This is a genomic window from Dongia sp., assembly GCF_041906375.1.
In the GTDB taxonomy this organism is placed as follows: domain Bacteria; phylum Pseudomonadota; class Alphaproteobacteria; order Dongiales; family Dongiaceae; genus Dongia.
The window spans coordinates 472,814-489,048 of record NZ_JAYRJJ010000003.1; the positions used below are offsets into that span (position 1 = coordinate 472,814).

The window sequence follows — 16,235 nt, forward strand, 5'->3', positions numbered from 1 at the left end:
GCTCGGTTATGGTGACGTGGTGCCAGTTCAGCCAGCCTGACCTGGCTGGCCAGCCGAAAAGGGGCAGTCGATTGGGCCACGATAGCCGCGCCATTCTGTTTCACCTGGAACATGACCGGACGACGACGCTGCAGGCGCAGCTGCGGCGCATGCTGGTCTCCGCGATCCTCGACGGCCAGATCCCGGCGGGCAGTCCGCTGCCCTCCTGCCGCGCGCTGGCCCAATCGCTGAAGATCGCCCGCAACACCGTTGTGCTGGCCTATCAGGATCTGACCGAGGAAGGCTTCCTCATCGCCAAGGAGCGGAGCGGTTTCTTCGTCAATCCGGACGTCCTCGCCTCGCGCCCGAAGGATCCGCCGGCCGGCACCGGCCGGGTGGAAGGGGGCGGGGGGGATGAGCCGGATTGGCTGACCCGCTTCAAATGCCGGCCGACCCAGCAGCGCAATATCGTGAAGCCCGCCAACTGGCAGGACCACGCCTATCCTTTCATCTATGGCCAGATCGACCAGAGCCTGTTCCCGCTGGCGGCCTGGCGGGAATGTTCGCGCCAGGCGCTGAGCGTCAATTCGGTGCGCGAATGGGCCAATGACCGATTTGCCGAGGATGACCCGCTGCTGATCGAGCAGATCCGCACCCGCCTGCTGCCGCGGCGCGGTGTCCGCGTGGGTGCCGACGAGATTCTCGTGACCGTCGGTGCCCAGCAGGCGCTCTATCTGCTTTCGGCTTTGCTGTTCGACCACAAGACCACTTTCGGCATCGAGGATCCCGGCTATACCGATGCCCGCAATATCGCCGGATTGCGTGGCTGCCGGTTGGTCTCGCTGCCGGTCGACGAGCAGGGGTTGGTGCTGGGGCCGCAACTCGACGGCTGCGATTATGTCTATGTGACGCCGAGCCATCAGTTTCCGACCACGGTCACCATGTCGCTGGAACGGCGCCACGCCGTGCTCGAGCGGGCGGTGGCGAAGGACTTCCTGCTGATCGAGGACGATTACGAAAGCGAGCTCACCCATCACGGCTCGCCGCAGCCGGCGCTGAAATCGCTGGATCGCCACGGCCGCGTGATCTTCGTCTCCAGCCTCTCCAAGACCCTGGCGCCGGGCCTGCGCATGGGCTTTCTGGTGGCGCCCAAGCCGCTCATTGCCGAGCTTCGCGCCCTGCGGCGCCTGATGATCCGGCATCCGGCCGCCAACAATCAGCGCACGGTCGCGCTGTTTCTGGCCGACGGGCATCACGACACGCTGCTGCGGCGCCTCTGTAACGTCTATCGCGAAAGGCTGGCGGCCGCGGTGACGGCGCTTGCCAAATATCTGCCGGAGTTCACCGTCAACCTCACCGCCGGCGGGACAGCATTGTGGATCAAGGGGCCGAAGGATTGCGACATGGCGGCGATTGCGGCCGCGGCAGAGCGGCGCGGCGTGGTGATCGAGCCCGGTGCGGTCCATTTCCTCAACCAGCCGGGCCCGGCCAATTTCTGCCGCCTCGGCGTCTCGTCGATCCCGACCGAGCGGATCGAAACCGGTATCCGGCTGCTGGCCGAGGCGGTCCGGGACGTGATGGGCAAATAGCTGGCCCATAGCTGTGCCCATGGCTGGACCTATGAAGGGGCCAGGGCTCTGCCTATCGTGGCAGCATCGGTTTCGACCTCCTAACGGAATGGACAATTCACCATGAAGATGACGACTGAAGAGGCCTTCGTGAAGGTCCTGCAGATGCATGGCATCGAGCACGCCTTCGGCATTATCGGCTCGGCTTTCATGCCGATCTCCGACCTCTTCCCCAAGGCCGGGATCAAGTTCTGGGACGTCGCCCATGAATGCAATGGCGGCTATATCTGCGACGGCTACACCCGCGCCACCGGCAAGATCGCCATGTGCATCGCCCAGAACGGCCCCGGCATCACCAATTTCGTGACGGCGGTGAAGACGGCCTATTGGAACCATTCGCCGATGCTGCTGGTGACACCGCAGGCCGCCAACAAGACCATCGGCCAGGGCGGCTTCCAGGAAGTCGAGCAGATGGCCCTCTTCAAGGACATGGTCTGCTACCAGGAAGAAGTGCGCGACCCCAGCCGCATCGCCGAGGTCTTGAACCGCGTCATCCTGAAGTCGCTGCGCAATTCGGCCCCGGCCCAGATCAACGTGCCGCGCGACATGTACACCCAGGTGATCGACATCGAACTGCCGCAGATCGTCGAGGTCGAACGTCCGGCCGGTGGGCCCGAGGCGATCTCGCGCGCTGCCAAGCTGCTCTCCGGTGCCAAGTTCCCGGTCATTCTGTCCGGTGCCGGTGTGGTCATCGGCGGCGCCATCCCGGACTGCCAGGCACTTGCCGAACGTCTCGATGCGCCGGTCTGCAGTTCCTACCAGCACAATGACAGCTTCCCCGGCTCGCATCCGCTGGCGGCCGGGCCGCTCGGCTATAACGGCTCGAAGGCGGCGATGGAACTCATCGCCAAGGCCGACGTCGTGCTGGCGCTGGGCACGCGTCTCAACCCATTCTCGACCCTGCCGGGCTATGGCATTGATTACTGGCCCAAGAATGCCAGCATCATCCAGGTCGACATCAACCCCGACCGTATCGGCCTCACCAAGAAGGTGACGGTCGGTATCGCCGGCGACGCCAAGCAGGTGGCTCAGTCGATCCTTGCACAACTTGACGCCAATGCCGGCAACGTCGGTCGCGCTGAGAGGAAGGCGCTCATCCACCAGACCAAATCCGCCTGGCTGCAGACGCTCTCCAGCATGGACCATGAGGATGACGATCCCGGCACCAGCTGGAACGCCAATGCCCGCACCCGCCAGCCCGAACGCCTCAGCCCACGTATGGCGTGGCGCGCTGTCCAGGCCGGCCTGCCGAAGGATGCCATCATCTCCAGCGACATCGGCAACAATTGCGCCATCGGCAATGCCTACCCGACCTTCGAAAAAGGCCGCAAATACCTGGCGCCGGGCCTGTTCGGTCCCTGCGGTTACGGCTTCCCGTCGATCATCGGCGCCAAGATCGGCTGCCCGGACACGCCGGTCGTGGGCTTTGCCGGCGACGGTGCCTTCGGCATCAGCATGAATGAAATGACTTCGGTCGGCCGCAAGGAATGGCCGGGCATCACCATGGTCGTCTTCCGCAACTACCAATGGGGTGCGGAAAAGCGCAACACGACCCTGTGGTACGACAACAACTTCGTCGGTACCGAGCTCGATCCGGATCTGAGCTACGCCAAGATCGCCGAAGCCTGCGGGCTCAAGGGCGTGCAAGCACGCACCCAGGCCGAACTCACCGCGGCGCTGAAGGAATCCTGCGAGGCGCAGAAGAAGGGGGTGACCACCTTCATCGAAGTGATCCTCAACCAGGAACTCGGCGAACCCTTCCGCCGCGATGCCATGAAGAAGCCGGTCGTCGTTGCCGGCATCGATGCCAAGGACATGCGCCCGCAGAAAGGCGCTTAAGCGATATTGCCCCTCACCCCGACCCTCTCCCCGCAAGCGGGGCGCGGGAGTTTCGAGTGGGTCTGCAGCAAGCTCCTCGCCCCACGTCAGTGGGGAGAGGGGCTGGGGTGAGGGGTAGTTTCAATTCTGCAGCAGGTTCTCGCGCAAGGTTGGTCCTGCATATTGGGTGCGGAAGCGCCCGCGCCGTTGCAATTCCGGCACCACCAGATCGGCGAACTCCTCGAAGCAGCCGGGCGTGTAAGTGGCGGCCAGCATGAACCCATCGGCCCCACCGGCGTCGAGGAAATGCTCCAACTGGTCGGCAATATCGGCGGCGGTCCCCACGAGGCGCGGCATGCCCATGCCTTCGGCATAGATGAGTGCCGCTTCCTTGATCGTGACCGGCGCGCCGCCCTTGGCATAGATGATGGAATCGAACAGGCCCTGGATGCCGGGGATCTCGATGTTCTGCACATAATCGTCGAGATTGTATTTCGAGAAATCCGGCCCGAAATGGCCGGAGATCCAGGCCAGCGCACCTTCGAGCGGGATGCATTCGCGGATGCGCTCGTATTTCTCCTGCGCCTCCGACCGGCTGAGGCCGACGACCGTCTGCACGCCGTAGATTTTCTTCACGCTGTCGACCGGACGGCCGAAGCGCGTCACCAGGCGTTCATCAAGATCGTCGGAATATTGCCGCATGCGTTCGACATTGGGATGAACGGCAAAGATGGCCTCGGCATGCTTGGCAGCAAAATCGCGCCCGCGGTCGGAGGAGCCCGCCTGCCACAGGACCGGACGGCCCTGCGGCGACGGCGCCACGAAGGAACGACCGCGGCTGCGGAAGAATTCGCCCTCGTGATTGACTTCCTTGACCTTGGAGACATCGGCATAGATGCCGCTGGCCCGGTCAGCGACGATGGCGTCGGGGGACCAGGAATCCCACAGCTGGTAGCAGAGCGACATATACTCTTCCATCCGCTCATAGCGGCCGGAGCGGGCCGTCATGTCGGCCCCGTAAGCATCCCACTCGCTCTTGGAATAGGAGCTGACGATGTTCCAGGCGACGCGGCCGCTGGAGAGATGGTCCAGGCTGGAAAGCCGCCGCACCATCGAATAGGGATGCTCGAAGGCCGTCGACAGGGTGACGCCGACACCTAGGTTCCGGGTTGCCGCAGCGATGATCGGCACGATGGTCGACGGTTCGTGCACGGGGCACTGCACCGCATATTTGACCACCGCATCCGAGCTGTTCTGCCAGTTGTTATAGGGTGCCAGTTCGTCGGCAATGAACATGGCGTCGAACAGACCGCGCTCCATGGTCTGGGCCATGTGCTGCCAATAGGGCGGCTTGGTCCAGTCCCAGTTGATCTTGTCCTTCGGGTGTCGCCACATGCCCGTGGCATGGCTGTTGACGCCATGCTGCACGAAGCCGAGGAGGTGAGCCTTCTTCCTGTTTGCCATGGTGATCAGCGCTCGATAAGGAAGGCGACGCCGACGGCCGCCGCCGTGAAAATGGCGAGGAACGGTCCGACATAGATCGCCCCCGGCACGATACCGACCAGGGTGATGACGACGGCCGAGGCGATGACGGCGAATACCGCCGTGCCGAGATGGCTGGCAGCGTCCGGAGCCTCCGTGACACCGGGTTCGTTTCTGGTAGCAATGGCGCGGTTTACCCCGCGCCAGAAGCCCGCCAGGAACAGGAGAGTTGCAGCAAGGCCGCTGATGAGAATGACGAGACTGACGGTAGACATGAATGTTCCCTTCTGATCAGGCGATGTCTTGCGCGGCTTTGAGCGACGCGATGTCGAAACGGGCGGGCTTCAGATAGGCACCGATCACCACGACGGCACCGCTGATGGCGAGGATAGACAGCGTGCCGACCAATTCTCCGTAATAGGAGCGCAGGGTCATGCCGATCAGGATCGAGAGCACGATACCACCGACGAAACCCAGGGTGTTGGTGCGTGGCCACAGGATGGCGAGCACCAGAGGCAGCAGGATCGATGTCTTCAACGCATAGGTCGTCAGCACCAGGGTGGTGAAGTCGATGCCGCTCAGAACGATCAGCAGGGCGACCGCACCGCCGGCCAGGACCGAGAGCTTGGTGACGATGAACAGCGACCGTTCCGACGTGTTCGGGAAGTACCGCTTGATGATATCGACCGCGACGACGGAGGAGAGTGCGGCACTGGCGCCGTCGATGGTCGAATAGCAGGCGGCGAGGATCACCAGCACATAGATCAGCACGACCGAGACCGGCAGGCCCAGATGCGAGACGATATAGGGGCCGACTGCGGCGATATCGCCGCCGATATCCGTGGTGGTGAGGCCATAGGCGATGCCGACCAGGCCCAGCATGCCAAGCGCAATCGGGATCGGATAGAACAGGCCGCCGGCCCAGAGGAAGGTGCGGCTGACATCCTTTGATTTCAGTGACCAGACCTTCTGCCAGAAAGTCTGGTCGGCGACCGTGGCGGCGAGGAGACCGAAGGCGAGGGTGATGCCGAACCCTGCCGCCGCATCCGGCCGCAGGACCGAGAGGTTGCGTTCGTCGGCGGCACCCACCGCATTGAACACCGCTTCGACACCGCCGGGGATCTTGTCATAAACGAGTGCGATGACGATCGCTGCGGGCACGGTGATCATCAGCGTATTGAGCGTCGCGGTCATCACGCTGGTCCACAGGCCGCCGAAATAGGAATAGGCGAGTACGGCCAGGATGCCGACGATGGCTGCAATCTGCCAATCGATACCGAAGATCGAGGATATGACGATGGAGGTACCTTTGAGGTTAATCAGGATCTCCAACACGATGCCGAAGATCATCGTCGCCGTGACGATGCCGGTCGCCACATGCGATCTGTTGAAGCGATAGCTGGTGAATTCCGAAATTGTATAGCCGTTCGGCATGTTTCGCCGCAGCACGCGCGCGAAGGGGATCATGGCGATGACGGCGAGGCCATTGGGCACCACGAACCAGAAGAGGCCGGAGAGGCCCCATTGATAGGTCATGGCGGCGCTCATCATCACGGCCATGGCCCAGGTCCAGACGGCGATGACCGAGCCGACGCCGAAGCCGAAACCGACCTTGCGGTCGGATATGATGAAGTCGTGCGTGTTGCGCACCAGATAGCTGCGGATGATGACGGCCAGAATGAGCGAAAAGACGCCGAGGCCGATCAACACGGCATAACCCAGGGCCGGTGTCAGTCCCGGTGTCAGAACGAGTGTTGTCTTGTCCATAGATCCCCATTTCGGCCGCGCGACGGCGGCCCATTTGCCAGAAAATGTCAGGGCAAATTGAGAGGAAGATGGCCTTTCCGCGCAAATGAGCATTGCTGCGGTCGACGCAAGCTCCGCTTGCGCGCGTAACGCGGGGTTGAAACTAGGCCGGGCTCATCCAGTCATAAGCCGCCTTGCCGAATGTCAGCAAAGCGAGCGCCATCAGGATGATCAGGACCAGACGGCGGAAAAGGGCCTGGTCGACATGGCGAAAGCCATGCGCGCCGGCCCAGACGCCGATCAGCAAAGCCGGCAGCCAGGCAAGGAACTGGGCGAAGCTCTGCGCGGTAATAAGGCCTTCATAATAATGGCCGGTGAGGCCCAGGATGTCAGTCGAAAGAAAAAAGGCGATGACCGAAGCGCGGCTCACGGCGGCGGCGGCCGGCGTCGAGAAATAGAACAGCACGACCGGCGGTCCGCCGATGCCGAAGGCGCCGTTGAAGATACCGGATGCAGCACCTGTCGCCGTGGTGGCGCCAGCACCTGGGGTCTTCTCCAGTCGGAAGCCTCGCAGCATCATGATGGCGGTCGCCAGCACAAAGATCGACATGGCGAGCTGCATCGGCGGTTCGGGAAAGCGCGCCAGGGCGAAAATGCCGAAGGGCAGGGCGACGACATAGCCGAGCAACAACCAGCGGATCGAGCGCCAATCGATTTCGCGCCAGATGCTGGGGATGAGATTGATCGAGGCCGCAACCTCCAGCAGGAAGATCGAAGGGACGATTTCACGCGGTGGCAACAGCAACGAGATGGCGGTGATGCTGAGGAGCGAAAAGCCGAATCCGGAGAATCCGCGGACGATCGCCGCCAGGAAGATGGCGGCGCTGCTGATGGCCAGAGGTTGCCAATTGTCGGTCGCGTAGGTCAGCACTGTGTCGATCATGCAATCGGCACTCTAGCCGAGCCGCCATTGGATCGATAGGCCAGGAAACAGATTTCGCTGGGGACAGGCTCAGGGGAGCAGATCGATTGCCGACGCGGCATCGATCCGCCCGGCGCCGAAGGCGGGGTCGCGCGCGGGGGCGCCGAGGTCAACAGCGGAGCCCTCGACCGCCTTGCGCAGCTGCGTGACAGTGAGGCCCTTATCGGTTGCCATCAGCAGGGCGGCGACCCCGGTCACATAGCCGGTGGCCATCGACGTGCCGCTGAAGAAGTCGTAGGAGCCGCCCGGCTTGGCGCCCAGAATGTCGACACCTGGCGCTGCCACGGAAATATAGTCGCCCTGATTGGCGCGCTTATAGAGCCGGTCCTTGGCATCCGTGGCCGTCACGGCAATCACGCCGTCCTGCGCCGCCGGGTAGGCGGGGCCGGCCTTGGGGCCTTCATTGCCGGCAGCGGCGATGATGCCGACCTTATGCAGCAAGGCCTCGTTGACCATCTGTGCCACCAGCTTGTCCTGAGGGCCGGTGAGGCTGAGATTGATCACCTGCGCGCCATTTTTGACCGCCGTATCGATGCCCAGTGACAGGAAGAAGGACGAGCTTTCGGCGGCACCCAGTTTTGCGTCCACCTCATGAAAGGCGCGCACGGCAATGAGGTCGGCCTTGGGCGCCACGCCATGGAGCGGTCCCTGGCCGACCAGGATGCTGGCAATCACGGTGCCGTGGGTTTCGGCATTGACCGCATCGCCGTCGACCACATCGATGCCCTTGATATGTGCGCCGCGCAGGGATTCGTGGGCGAGGTCGACGCCGCTATCGACCAGGCCGATGACGACGCCGGCACCACCCGATGCCTTGGCCGCCGCAGCATCGGCATGGATCTGCTGCAGCGCATATTGCTGGGCCGCGGCGTCGCCGACGCTGCTGTGGTAGACGAAGTTCTTCTGCACCCAGAGCGGCCGCTGATCGGCCGAGGCGCGCTCGAAGACCTTGTCGATGTCTGCGCCATCGGCGATACGCATCAGATGAACCCGCAGGCCGAGGCCGCCCATGGTGAAATCGCGGGTGGGCTTCAGGTCGAAATCGCCGGCGAAACGCAATGGCATCTCGGCATCGACCGATGGTGCGAAAATCACGCACAATTCGTTGGGGACAGTCTCGCCGCCACCGGCCTTCTTGCGTTTGTCGATCTCGTCCTGCGGCGGGCCGTTGAGAATATCCGGAACCGAGGCATCCGGACCCTGGCCGGGCATGTTGATCGTCGGCGTGTTGCCGCGCGGGCCAGGCGGCGTCAGAGCCTGCGCCCTGGCCTCATCCACGGTGGCAATCGCCGCCAGCAGACAGAGTGTGATGCGGATGGCAGCGTGCATTGCCGCTCAGCGCCGCTGGGCGCTGGCCACGAGATCGGGCCGCGATTGCAGCTTGGCGATGGCACCTTCGGCGCTGGCGGCATCGGGCAGGCCCAGAATGAAAGTCTGGCCCGGCTTCGGCCCGTCGATCACCGTCGCATCGATCTCGCTCAGCATCTGCGCAAGCTGCGCCGTGGTCACTTCCGGGCGGAAGGAGACGATGAGGCTGGCGGTGGGAGCCGGCGGCAGTTCACCGTCGCTTGCCGTCGCATAGCTTTCGCCGGCAGGCTTGGGTGAGAAGGCACCCAGCTGATAGAGGAAGGCGCCTTGCGCGATGATGAGGGCACAGGCGGCCACCAGGGCAAATTGCAGCGCAGGGCGGGGCGTCGCCCAGGATCCGAGCAGGCGCTCGAAGAAGCCGGGCTCATTCGCCACGACATAGCGTCGTTGCTTGGTGGTTTCGATCTGCTGCAGAAGCCTGGTGAGATTGCCGGGCGAAGGGGCGCCGACGGCCTCGTTGCTGTCGACCACGGCGCGCTGCTGCGCCTGGGCGCTCTGCAGTTGCTCGCGCAGGTCGGCCGAGCCCTTGAGCATGTCGTCGATCGCATCGCTTTCGGCGTGACCGAGCTTGCCTGTCAGATACCAGGGCAGCAGTTCCTGGGCATCCTCAAGGCTGAGCGGGCGCTTCTCGTCATTACGGGCACTCATGCCACCGCTCCTTTCACTCCGGCTTGCTCCAGCAGCACCTTCAGGCGCTGGCGGGCGTAAAACATGCGGGTCTTGACCGTGTTCTCCGGCAGATCCAGAACTTCAGCGATTTCCTGGACCGAAAACTCCTGATAGTAGGCCAGCTGCAGAATCTCGCGGTGATCCAGCGACAGGCGTTCGATGAGGCGCGCCAGCAGGCGCGACATGTCCTTGTCCGAAGCCTGCACATCCGGCGTCGGGCCGGAATCCTCGATATTGGCCGCCACTTCCTCGTCGAGCGCCACTTCGCGCATGCGGCGCAGGCGGCTGACGGCCTTGTGGTGGCCGATCGAGAACAGCCAGGTGGTCACCGACGATTTGCCCTCGAAACGCCCGGCCTGGCGCCAGACGTCGAGCATGGTCTCGCTCAGCACCTCTTCCGCCAGTTCCCGGTCCCGGACCATCTTGACCAGGAAAGCGAACAGGGCACGGTTGTGCCGCTGGTAGAACTCGGTAAAGGCGTCCCGATCACCCTTGGCAATACCGTCCAGGAGCTTTCCGTCGGAAATGACGTTGCCCGCGTCAAGCTTCATTCAGCATCTGCCATGTCATCAGTCCGTCGCTGGATCGGGTGGAATGGTTCAAATCGACTGCCGGGAAAGTAATCCGCCGGGCCGGCCTTGTATAGGCTGCTTGCCAGGGGCGGGTCGGTGGGCTAATCGGGTCAAAAAGGGCGCGGCATTTGCGCCGATCTGACCTCTTGGCGGAGCAATCATAAATGGGCCGCGTCGTAGATTGTGCAATTTATGAGGGTGGCCGGCGGATCGGCAGCCTCGACATCAACGACCCCGAGCAGATGCGGGTCCAGCCGGGCCGCGTGATCTGGATCGGCCTCTATGAGCCGGGGCAGGAGGAGCTTGCGAAGCTGCAGCGCTATTTCGGCCTCCACGAACTGGCCGTCGAAGATGCCTACCGCGCCCATCAGCGGCCCAAGCTCGAACTCTATGGCGAGACCATGTTCGTGGTCATGAAGACCGGCCAGATGGACGGGGTCCATGTCGCCATGGGCGAGACAAGCTTCTTCATCGGCCGCGGCTATGTCATCACCGTGCGCCATGGGCCGTCGGTAAGCTATTCGGAAGTCAGGTCGCGTTGCGAGAACACGCCGGAGAATTTCAAGAAGGGTGAGGATTTCATCCTCTATGCCCTGATGGATTTCATCGTCGACCGTTATTTCCCGATCGTCGAAAGCATCGAAGACGATATCGAGCGGCTGGAGGAGGCGGTGCTTGACGGCAAGAGCACGCTCGACGTGCTGGAGGAGATCGTGGTGCTGCGCCGCGACCTCTTGCATATGCGTCACGCCGTGGCGCCGCTGCCCGAAATCTGCCAGCGCCTGATGCGCTATGACATGTCGCTCATCGACCGCAACACGCATCCCTATTTCCGCGACGTGTTCGACCACAGCACCATCCTGCTCGACCGGATCGAGAACCTCCGAGAACTGATCAAGACGGTTGTCGATACCAAGATGCTGATGAGCGCCATGAAACAGAACGAAGTCATGCGGCAGCTGGCGGCCTGGGCCGCTATGCTCGCGGTGCCGACGGCGGTCGCAGGAATCTACGGCATGAATTTTGAGCACATGCCGGAATTAACCTGGAAATACGGCTATTTCGGCGTGCTCGGCATCATCATCGCGATCTGCGGATTGCTGTTCTGGCGCTTCAAGAAGTCCGGCTGGCTATAGTTTGTATTTCTGCAGCAGCCGGCGGAATTGATGGTAGCTGAGGTCGAGCCGCTGCGCCGCCTGGGTCTGGCTGCCGTTGCTGGCGTTTAGGGCACGCTTGATGAGGTCGGTTTCGAAGGCGGCAACAGCCGGCGCAAACGGCCCTGACGGTGCGGGCATGGATGGCGCGGTGGGCTTCCGGCCGAGGCGCCACGGACTTTCGAACGGATCGATCCTGATCTCGCCGATCGGTTGTTCGCCAGGCCCGGCGCGATAGACAGAGCGTTCGACGACGTTGCGCAACTCGCGCACATTGCCGGGCCAGGAATAGGCGAGCAGCATGCGCTGGCATTCCGGCGCGAAGCCGGGGAAAACAGGATGGCCGAGCGTGCGCGCCATGCGCAGGCCGAAGGCTTCACCCAGTTCCAGAATGTCGTTGGGACGGGCCCGGAGCGGCGGCAGCGTCACCACATCGAAGGCAAGCCGGTCGAGCAGATCGGCGCGGAAATCGCCCTTATCGGCAAGCGCCGGCAAATCGACATTGGTGGCGCCGATGACGCGAACGTCGACCTTCAGGGTCTGCTCGCCGCCGACGCGTTCGAACTCGCCATATTCGATGACGCGCAGGATCTGCTCCTGCAGGCGTGCCGAGGCGGTGGCAATCTCGTCGAGAAAGAGAGTCCCGCCATCGCTGCGCTCGAAACGCCCGCGCCGCCGCTGCCGGGCGCCCGTGAACGCGCCGGCCTCATGGCCGAAGAGTTCGCTTTCCAGCAGGGTCTCGGAAAGGGCGGCGCAGTTCACCTTGGTGAACGGTCCTTCCCAGCGCGGGGAGAGGAAGTGGAGGCGTTCGGCAATCAACTCCTTGCCAGTGCCCCGCTCGCCGATGACCAGAGCCGGGCGGTCGAGCTGGGCGAGGCGCGAGACCTGCTCCAAGGCTTCCAGGAAGGCGGGATCCGAGCCCAGCAGAGTGGCTGGTTCCGCAGTCATTTCACGGGAGGAATGCATCATATTGGTGAATATAGATAAAATGGCGAAATACGCTAGTCAAAATCGATATGTTTGAACGGGCATTTCATCTAAACCATTGAAAACACTTGGTAACGACCCTGGCACGGTGCTTGCTCTACTGGTGGCATCGATCCTCTGAGGAGTTTGCCATGACTGACGATACCGAACGCCACTCCTGCCGCGGCATTGCGGCCGACCTCGACCGCGCCGTGGATTGGCTGAAGACCTATCTGCGCAGCCGCACCGGCGCCGATTGGGCCTTCTTTGCCTGCGGCGTGCTGCTTGGCCACATCCTCTTCTAAAGGCTCCCCCCGACTTCCCCGAATTGATTGAAAGGACTTCCTGATGGGCATTTTCTCGCGCCTCAGCGATATCGTGAACGCCAACCTCAATGCGCTGCTGGACCGGGCGGAAGACCCGGAAAAGATGGCCAAGCTGATGATCCAGGAAATGGAGGACACGCTGGTCGAAGTGCGCTCGGCAGCCGTGAAGAACATCTCGGAAAAGAAGGAAATACAGCGCCGTCTTGAGCAATTGACGGCCGCCGAGGCCGATTGGGCGCAGAAGGCGGAATTTGCCATCGGCAAGGGCCGTGACGACCTCGCCAAGGGGGCGCTGCTCGCAAAACGCAAGCTGGCGGAAAGTGCCGATTCCCTGCGTGGGGAACTGGCCGCCGTCGACGAGGCGCTGACTCGCCATGACGAAGACCTCGCCCGGCTGCAATCGAAGCTGCAGGAGGCCAAGGCCAAGCAGAAGGCGCTGCTGATCCGCCTCAATGCGGCGCAGAAGCGGGTCCAGGTCCGTCGCACGTTGGCCGATGGCCGGGTCGACGATGCGCTGGCCCGTTACGAAACGCTCCACCGCAAGATCGACGAACTTGAAGGTCGGGCCGAGGTTTACGATATGGGTCAGGCAAAGACCCTGGAACAGGAATTTGCCAGCCTTGAAGCCGAGACGGGCCTTGATGCAGAGTTGGACGCGCTCAAGGAGAAGCTCCGTGCCGAGCGCAAGGCCTGAACCGGATGTTCTGGCTCTGCGCCATTGCTGCAACCGCCCATCCCAAAGGGACCGTAGATGAGTTTCCTCGAGTTCATGTCCGTTCCCGCCATCCTGTTCATGGTGATCGTCGCGCCGCTTTGGCTGATCTTCCACTACAAGACCACGTGGAAGAACCAGAAGGCCAATGGCGACGCCGAGGAGAAATCGGTGAAGGAAATGTGGTTGGTGGCGCAGCGTCTGGAAAATCGTGTCGCTAATCTGGAAAAATTGCTCGACGCCGAGGCGCCGGGCTGGCGGGAGACAAATCGATGAGATGGAATCATTCTTCAGGCGGCGGATCGTCAGATGGGCCCCGTCCCTTCTGGGCGTTTGAAGGCTTGCGGCGCATTCCGGAGAAGGGTCGTGTCAGCGGCATTTGCGCCGGCATCGCCGCGCATTGGGGAATCAATCTGAAATGGGTTCGCGTCTTTGCCGTGATTGCGCTCATCTTCGCGCCGATGTTCACGCTGGTCGCCTATGGGCTTGGCACATTTTTCCTGAAGCCCACCGACGAAGCGCCCGTCGCACCGAAAGCGGCGGCCAAGGATGATTGGGCGACCGGGGACCTGCCGCCGGATCTGAGCTTTCCCAGTCTGCGGCGCAAATTCCGCGACCTGGAAGAGCGCGCCGGTGCCATGGAGGCCCAGGTGACGTCGCAGGAATTCCATCTGCGCCGAGATTTCAAGCAGATGGGTGGCGCGTAATCTCAATCGTCATGACACGCCTTGGCGTGCCATGACGAGAAGAATGGCGACTAGAGAATCTTTCCCGGAAACGGATTTGTGCCGCTGCGATCCTCGATCTCGACGACCCAGAGATCCGGATCGCGCTGAACGGATTTCGCGATATAGGCGTTGGCATCCGCTTCGCTGAGCAGGGCGCCGCCCTGTACCGGCAGCCAGGCGATTTCGCCATCGGCGTCGCGCGTCTGGTTGAGCAGCTTGCATCCCGGCCCCAACAGGTTGAGCTTCACCAGGATGGCGCCGCCCCAGGCATCGCCCTTGTGTGCGACGACCGCCGTCAAGCCTCTGGAAAAGCACTGACGGATATGTGCCTGGACGTAAAGCTCGGTCGAGAGGCGATCGGTCAAGCCTTCTGGGCCTTCAGTGCCGCCTCGCGCAGCTCCGTGAGCGAGGCCTTGGGCGTGATCGCTTCCGGGTCGATACGCAATTCCAGCAAGGCCGGCTTGCCGGCGGCAAGCGCGCGCTCAAATGCCGGTGCGAATTCGGCAGTCTTTTCGACCAGTTCCGCATGCGCGCCGTAGGCCTTGCCAAGGGCGACGAAGTCCGGGTTGTGGAGTTCGGTCCCGCTGACACGGCCAGGATAGGTCTTTTCCTGATGCATGCGGATGGTGCCGTACATGCCGTTGTTGATGACGAGAAAGACGACATTGGCGCCGTACTGCACGGCGGTCGCCAGTTCCTGGCCGTTCATCATGAAACAGCCGTCGCCGTTGAACGAGACGACGATGCGTCCGGGTGCGGCGAGCTTCGCTGCCACGCCCGCGGGGACACCGTAACCCATCGAGCCGTTGGTGGGGCCGAGTTGCGTGCGGTATTTGCGATATTGGTAGAAGCGGTGGCTCCAGGTCGCGTAATTGCCGGCGCCATTGGTAAGGATGGCATCGGCGGGCAGACGTTCGCGCAGCCAGGCCATGATGTCGCCCATCTGCAAAGCACCCGGAATGGCACTGTGCTTGATGTTGTCGAGATAGTCGCTGCGCGCCCCTGAGGTCCAGGAATCCCAGGCCTTGTGATCGACCGGCGCCAGTTTCCTGGCGGCACGGGCAAAGGCCGCCATGCCGCTGTTGATGGGCAGGGTCGCCTGATAGACGCGGCCCAGTTCCTCGACGCTCGCATGCACATGCACCAGCTTCTGCGCCGGAACCGGAATGTCGATGAGCGTATAGCCGGAGGTGGTCATCTCGCCAAGGCGCGCGCCGACGGCGATGAGAAGATCGCATTCCTTGATGCGCTGGGCGAGTTTCGGATTGATGCCGATGCCAACGTCGCCGACATAGTTGGGCAGGGTATTGTCGAATAGGTCCTGGCAGCGGAAGGCGCAGCCGACCGGCAGATTGTTGGCTTCGGCAAAAGAGCGGAAGTCGGCGACCGCCTCGGCATCCCAACCGCCACCGCCGAGGATGACGAGCGGTCGCTGCGCCTTGGACAGCAGTGTCCGCAACTCACCCATATCGGCCTCACCGGGATGGGCGCGGCTGACCATGTAATGCATCGCATCGCCCACTTCGGCGATGTCGGTCAGCATGTCTTCAGGGAGAGCCAACACGACCGGTCCCGGACGGCCATTGACGGCGCGGTGGAAGGCCTGGCTCACCAGTTCCGGAATGCGCGCGGCGTCGTCAATCTCGGCGACCCATTTGACCATGGGCCCGTACATGCGGCGGAAATCGATTTCCTGGAAGGCCTCGCGTTCGACCTGATCGCGCGCGACCTGGCCGATGAAGAGGATCATCGGCGTCGAATCCTGGAAGGCGGTATGAACGCCGACCGAGGCGTTGGTGGCGCCAGGTCCGCGGGTCACGAAGCAGATGCCCGGCTTGCCGGTGAGTTTCCCGTAGGCGTCGGCCATATAGGCGGCGCCGCCTTCCTGGCGGCAGACGATCAGCTTGATCTTGTCCTGGGAGTCGTGGAGCGCATCGAGGGCCGCCAGATAGCTTTCCCCGGGCACGCAGAAAGCCATTTCGACGCCGTGGGAGATCAAGGCATCGATCAGGATTCGACCGCCATTGCGCGGCTTAACGTTCTTGGTCATCGGGGCACCCAGGATTGAAAGTCGTAAGTGTGAAATGCGGGGCTAGGGCTAGCGC

17 protein-coding genes are annotated in these 16,235 nt (G+C 62.8%); 7 read left to right on the forward strand and 10 right to left on the reverse strand.

What is annotated here, in order from left to right; all coding sequences use genetic code 11:
- The first annotated feature begins 71 nt into the window (after nucleotides 1-71).
- Complete coding sequence (locus ACE3OA_RS13620) at nucleotides 72-1,568, forward strand: PLP-dependent aminotransferase family protein (protein WP_374311527.1); 1,497 nt, start codon at nucleotides 72-74, stop codon at nucleotides 1,566-1,568.
- A gap of 102 nt (nucleotides 1,569-1,670) precedes the next feature.
- Nucleotides 1,671-3,446, forward strand: coding sequence for a sulfoacetaldehyde acetyltransferase (gene xsc, locus ACE3OA_RS13625; protein WP_374311529.1), 1,776 nt, complete (start codon nucleotides 1,671-1,673; stop codon nucleotides 3,444-3,446).
- A gap of 120 nt (nucleotides 3,447-3,566) precedes the next feature.
- On the opposite strand, the gene ACE3OA_RS13630 is transcribed toward xsc, so the two are convergent.
- The 7 genes from ACE3OA_RS13630 to ACE3OA_RS13660 all read right to left on the reverse strand — a co-directional run bounded on the left by ACE3OA_RS13630 (nucleotide 3,567) and on the right by ACE3OA_RS13660 (nucleotide 10,223).
- Nucleotides 3,567-4,889: an LLM class flavin-dependent oxidoreductase gene (locus ACE3OA_RS13630; protein ID WP_374311531.1), complete on the reverse strand. Its 1,323-nt coding sequence runs from the start codon at nucleotides 4,887-4,889 to the stop codon at nucleotides 3,567-3,569.
- A 5-nt stretch (nucleotides 4,890-4,894) separates the two neighbouring features.
- The gene (locus ACE3OA_RS13635; protein ID WP_374311533.1) at nucleotides 4,895-5,182 is read right to left on the reverse strand and encodes a hypothetical protein; all 288 of its coding nucleotides are present in this window, start codon (nucleotides 5,180-5,182) and stop codon (nucleotides 4,895-4,897) included.
- Between the two features lie 16 nt (nucleotides 5,183-5,198).
- Nucleotides 5,199-6,674, reverse strand: coding sequence for a hypothetical protein (locus tag ACE3OA_RS13640; protein WP_374311535.1), 1,476 nt, complete (start codon nucleotides 6,672-6,674; stop codon nucleotides 5,199-5,201).
- 142 nt (nucleotides 6,675-6,816) lie between these two features.
- Complete coding sequence (locus ACE3OA_RS13645) at nucleotides 6,817-7,596, reverse strand: sulfite exporter TauE/SafE family protein (protein WP_374311537.1); 780 nt, start codon at nucleotides 7,594-7,596, stop codon at nucleotides 6,817-6,819.
- A 69-nt stretch (nucleotides 7,597-7,665) separates the two neighbouring features.
- Nucleotides 7,666-8,964, reverse strand: a complete 1,299-nt coding sequence (locus ACE3OA_RS13650) for a S8 family serine peptidase (protein WP_374311539.1) — start codon at nucleotides 8,962-8,964, stop codon at nucleotides 7,666-7,668.
- A gap of 6 nt (nucleotides 8,965-8,970) precedes the next feature.
- On the reverse strand, nucleotides 8,971-9,651 hold the full coding sequence (locus tag ACE3OA_RS13655) for a hypothetical protein (protein ID WP_374311541.1): 681 nt from the start codon (nucleotides 9,649-9,651) through the stop codon (nucleotides 8,971-8,973).
- On the reverse strand, nucleotides 9,648-10,223 hold the full coding sequence (locus ACE3OA_RS13660) for a sigma-70 family RNA polymerase sigma factor (protein ID WP_374311543.1): 576 nt from the start codon (nucleotides 10,221-10,223) through the stop codon (nucleotides 9,648-9,650). The genes ACE3OA_RS13655 and ACE3OA_RS13660 overlap by 4 nt, the downstream gene beginning before the upstream one ends.
- A gap of 185 nt (nucleotides 10,224-10,408) precedes the next feature.
- Between ACE3OA_RS13660 and corA the strand changes: the two genes are divergently transcribed.
- A complete protein-coding gene (gene corA, locus ACE3OA_RS13665; protein WP_374311545.1) occupies nucleotides 10,409-11,380 on the forward strand; it encodes a magnesium/cobalt transporter CorA in 972 nt (323 codons plus the stop codon).
- On the opposite strand, the gene pspF is transcribed toward corA, so the two are convergent.
- Complete coding sequence (gene pspF / locus ACE3OA_RS13670) at nucleotides 11,375-12,346, reverse strand: phage shock protein operon transcriptional activator (protein WP_374311547.1); 972 nt, start codon at nucleotides 12,344-12,346, stop codon at nucleotides 11,375-11,377. The genes corA and pspF overlap by 6 nt on opposite strands.
- A 170-nt stretch (nucleotides 12,347-12,516) precedes the next feature.
- On the opposite strand from pspF, the gene ACE3OA_RS13675 reads away from it, so the two are divergent.
- The 4 genes from ACE3OA_RS13675 to ACE3OA_RS13690 are packed head-to-tail and all read left to right on the forward strand — an operon-like array spanning nucleotide 12,517 to nucleotide 14,109.
- Nucleotides 12,517-12,669 (forward strand): hypothetical protein, encoded by a 153-nt coding sequence (locus tag ACE3OA_RS13675; protein WP_374311549.1) that lies wholly within the window; start codon nucleotides 12,517-12,519, stop codon nucleotides 12,667-12,669.
- Nucleotides 12,670-12,712: 43 nt separating this feature from the next.
- Nucleotides 12,713-13,384 (forward strand): phage shock protein PspA, encoded by a 672-nt coding sequence (gene pspA, locus ACE3OA_RS13680; protein ID WP_374311551.1) that lies wholly within the window; start codon nucleotides 12,713-12,715, stop codon nucleotides 13,382-13,384.
- A 57-nt stretch (nucleotides 13,385-13,441) separates the two neighbouring features.
- On the forward strand, nucleotides 13,442-13,678 hold the full coding sequence (pspB, locus tag ACE3OA_RS13685; RefSeq protein WP_374311553.1) for an envelope stress response membrane protein PspB: 237 nt from the start codon (nucleotides 13,442-13,444) through the stop codon (nucleotides 13,676-13,678).
- A complete protein-coding gene (locus ACE3OA_RS13690; RefSeq protein ID WP_374311555.1) occupies nucleotides 13,675-14,109 on the forward strand; it encodes a PspC domain-containing protein in 435 nt (144 codons plus the stop codon). Before pspB ends, ACE3OA_RS13690 begins: the two co-directional genes overlap by 4 nt.
- Before the next feature lie 50 nt (nucleotides 14,110-14,159).
- On the opposite strand, the gene ACE3OA_RS13695 is transcribed toward ACE3OA_RS13690, so the two are convergent.
- Together ACE3OA_RS13695 and ACE3OA_RS13700 are read right to left on the reverse strand one after the other, a co-directional pair.
- Nucleotides 14,160-14,495 carry a DUF1491 family protein gene (locus ACE3OA_RS13695; RefSeq protein WP_374311557.1) on the reverse strand — a complete coding sequence of 112 codons (336 nt, stop codon included), beginning with the start codon at nucleotides 14,493-14,495 and terminating at the stop codon, nucleotides 14,160-14,162.
- A complete protein-coding gene (locus tag ACE3OA_RS13700; protein ID WP_374311559.1) occupies nucleotides 14,492-16,180 on the reverse strand; it encodes a thiamine pyrophosphate-binding protein in 1,689 nt (562 codons plus the stop codon). Before ACE3OA_RS13700 ends, ACE3OA_RS13695 begins: the two co-directional genes overlap by 4 nt.
- Between the last annotated feature and the right edge of the window lie 55 nt (nucleotides 16,181-16,235).

Excerpts from the sequence above, each read along its gene's own strand:
- xsc (WP_374311529.1), top strand. The coding sequence starts at position 1,671 with ATGAAGATGACGACTGAAGAGGCCTTCGTGAAGGTCCTGCAGATGCAT.
- ACE3OA_RS13630 (WP_374311531.1), bottom strand. The coding sequence starts at position 4,889 with ATGGCAAACAGGAAGAAGGCTCACCTCCTCGGCTTCGTGCAGCATGGC.
- ACE3OA_RS13635 (WP_374311533.1), bottom strand. The coding sequence starts at position 5,182 with ATGTCTACCGTCAGTCTCGTCATTCTCATCAGCGGCCTTGCTGCAACT.
- ACE3OA_RS13640 (WP_374311535.1), bottom strand. The coding sequence starts at position 6,674 with ATGGACAAGACAACACTCGTTCTGACACCGGGACTGACACCGGCCCTG.
- ACE3OA_RS13645 (WP_374311537.1), bottom strand. The coding sequence starts at position 7,596 with ATGATCGACACAGTGCTGACCTACGCGACCGACAATTGGCAACCTCTG.
- ACE3OA_RS13650 (WP_374311539.1), bottom strand. The coding sequence starts at position 8,964 with ATGCACGCTGCCATCCGCATCACACTCTGTCTGCTGGCGGCGATTGCC.
- ACE3OA_RS13655 (WP_374311541.1), bottom strand. The coding sequence starts at position 9,651 with ATGAGTGCCCGTAATGACGAGAAGCGCCCGCTCAGCCTTGAGGATGCC.
- ACE3OA_RS13660 (WP_374311543.1), bottom strand. The coding sequence starts at position 10,223 with ATGAAGCTTGACGCGGGCAACGTCATTTCCGACGGAAAGCTCCTGGAC.
- corA (WP_374311545.1), top strand. The coding sequence starts at position 10,409 with ATGGGCCGCGTCGTAGATTGTGCAATTTATGAGGGTGGCCGGCGGATC.
- pspF (WP_374311547.1), bottom strand. The coding sequence starts at position 12,346 with ATGACTGCGGAACCAGCCACTCTGCTGGGCTCGGATCCCGCCTTCCTG.
- ACE3OA_RS13675 (WP_374311549.1), top strand. The coding sequence starts at position 12,517 with ATGACTGACGATACCGAACGCCACTCCTGCCGCGGCATTGCGGCCGAC.
- pspA (WP_374311551.1), top strand. The coding sequence starts at position 12,713 with ATGGGCATTTTCTCGCGCCTCAGCGATATCGTGAACGCCAACCTCAAT.
- pspB (WP_374311553.1), top strand. The coding sequence starts at position 13,442 with ATGAGTTTCCTCGAGTTCATGTCCGTTCCCGCCATCCTGTTCATGGTG.
- ACE3OA_RS13690 (WP_374311555.1), top strand. The coding sequence starts at position 13,675 with ATGAGATGGAATCATTCTTCAGGCGGCGGATCGTCAGATGGGCCCCGT.
- ACE3OA_RS13700 (WP_374311559.1), bottom strand. The coding sequence starts at position 16,180 with ATGACCAAGAACGTTAAGCCGCGCAATGGCGGTCGAATCCTGATCGAT.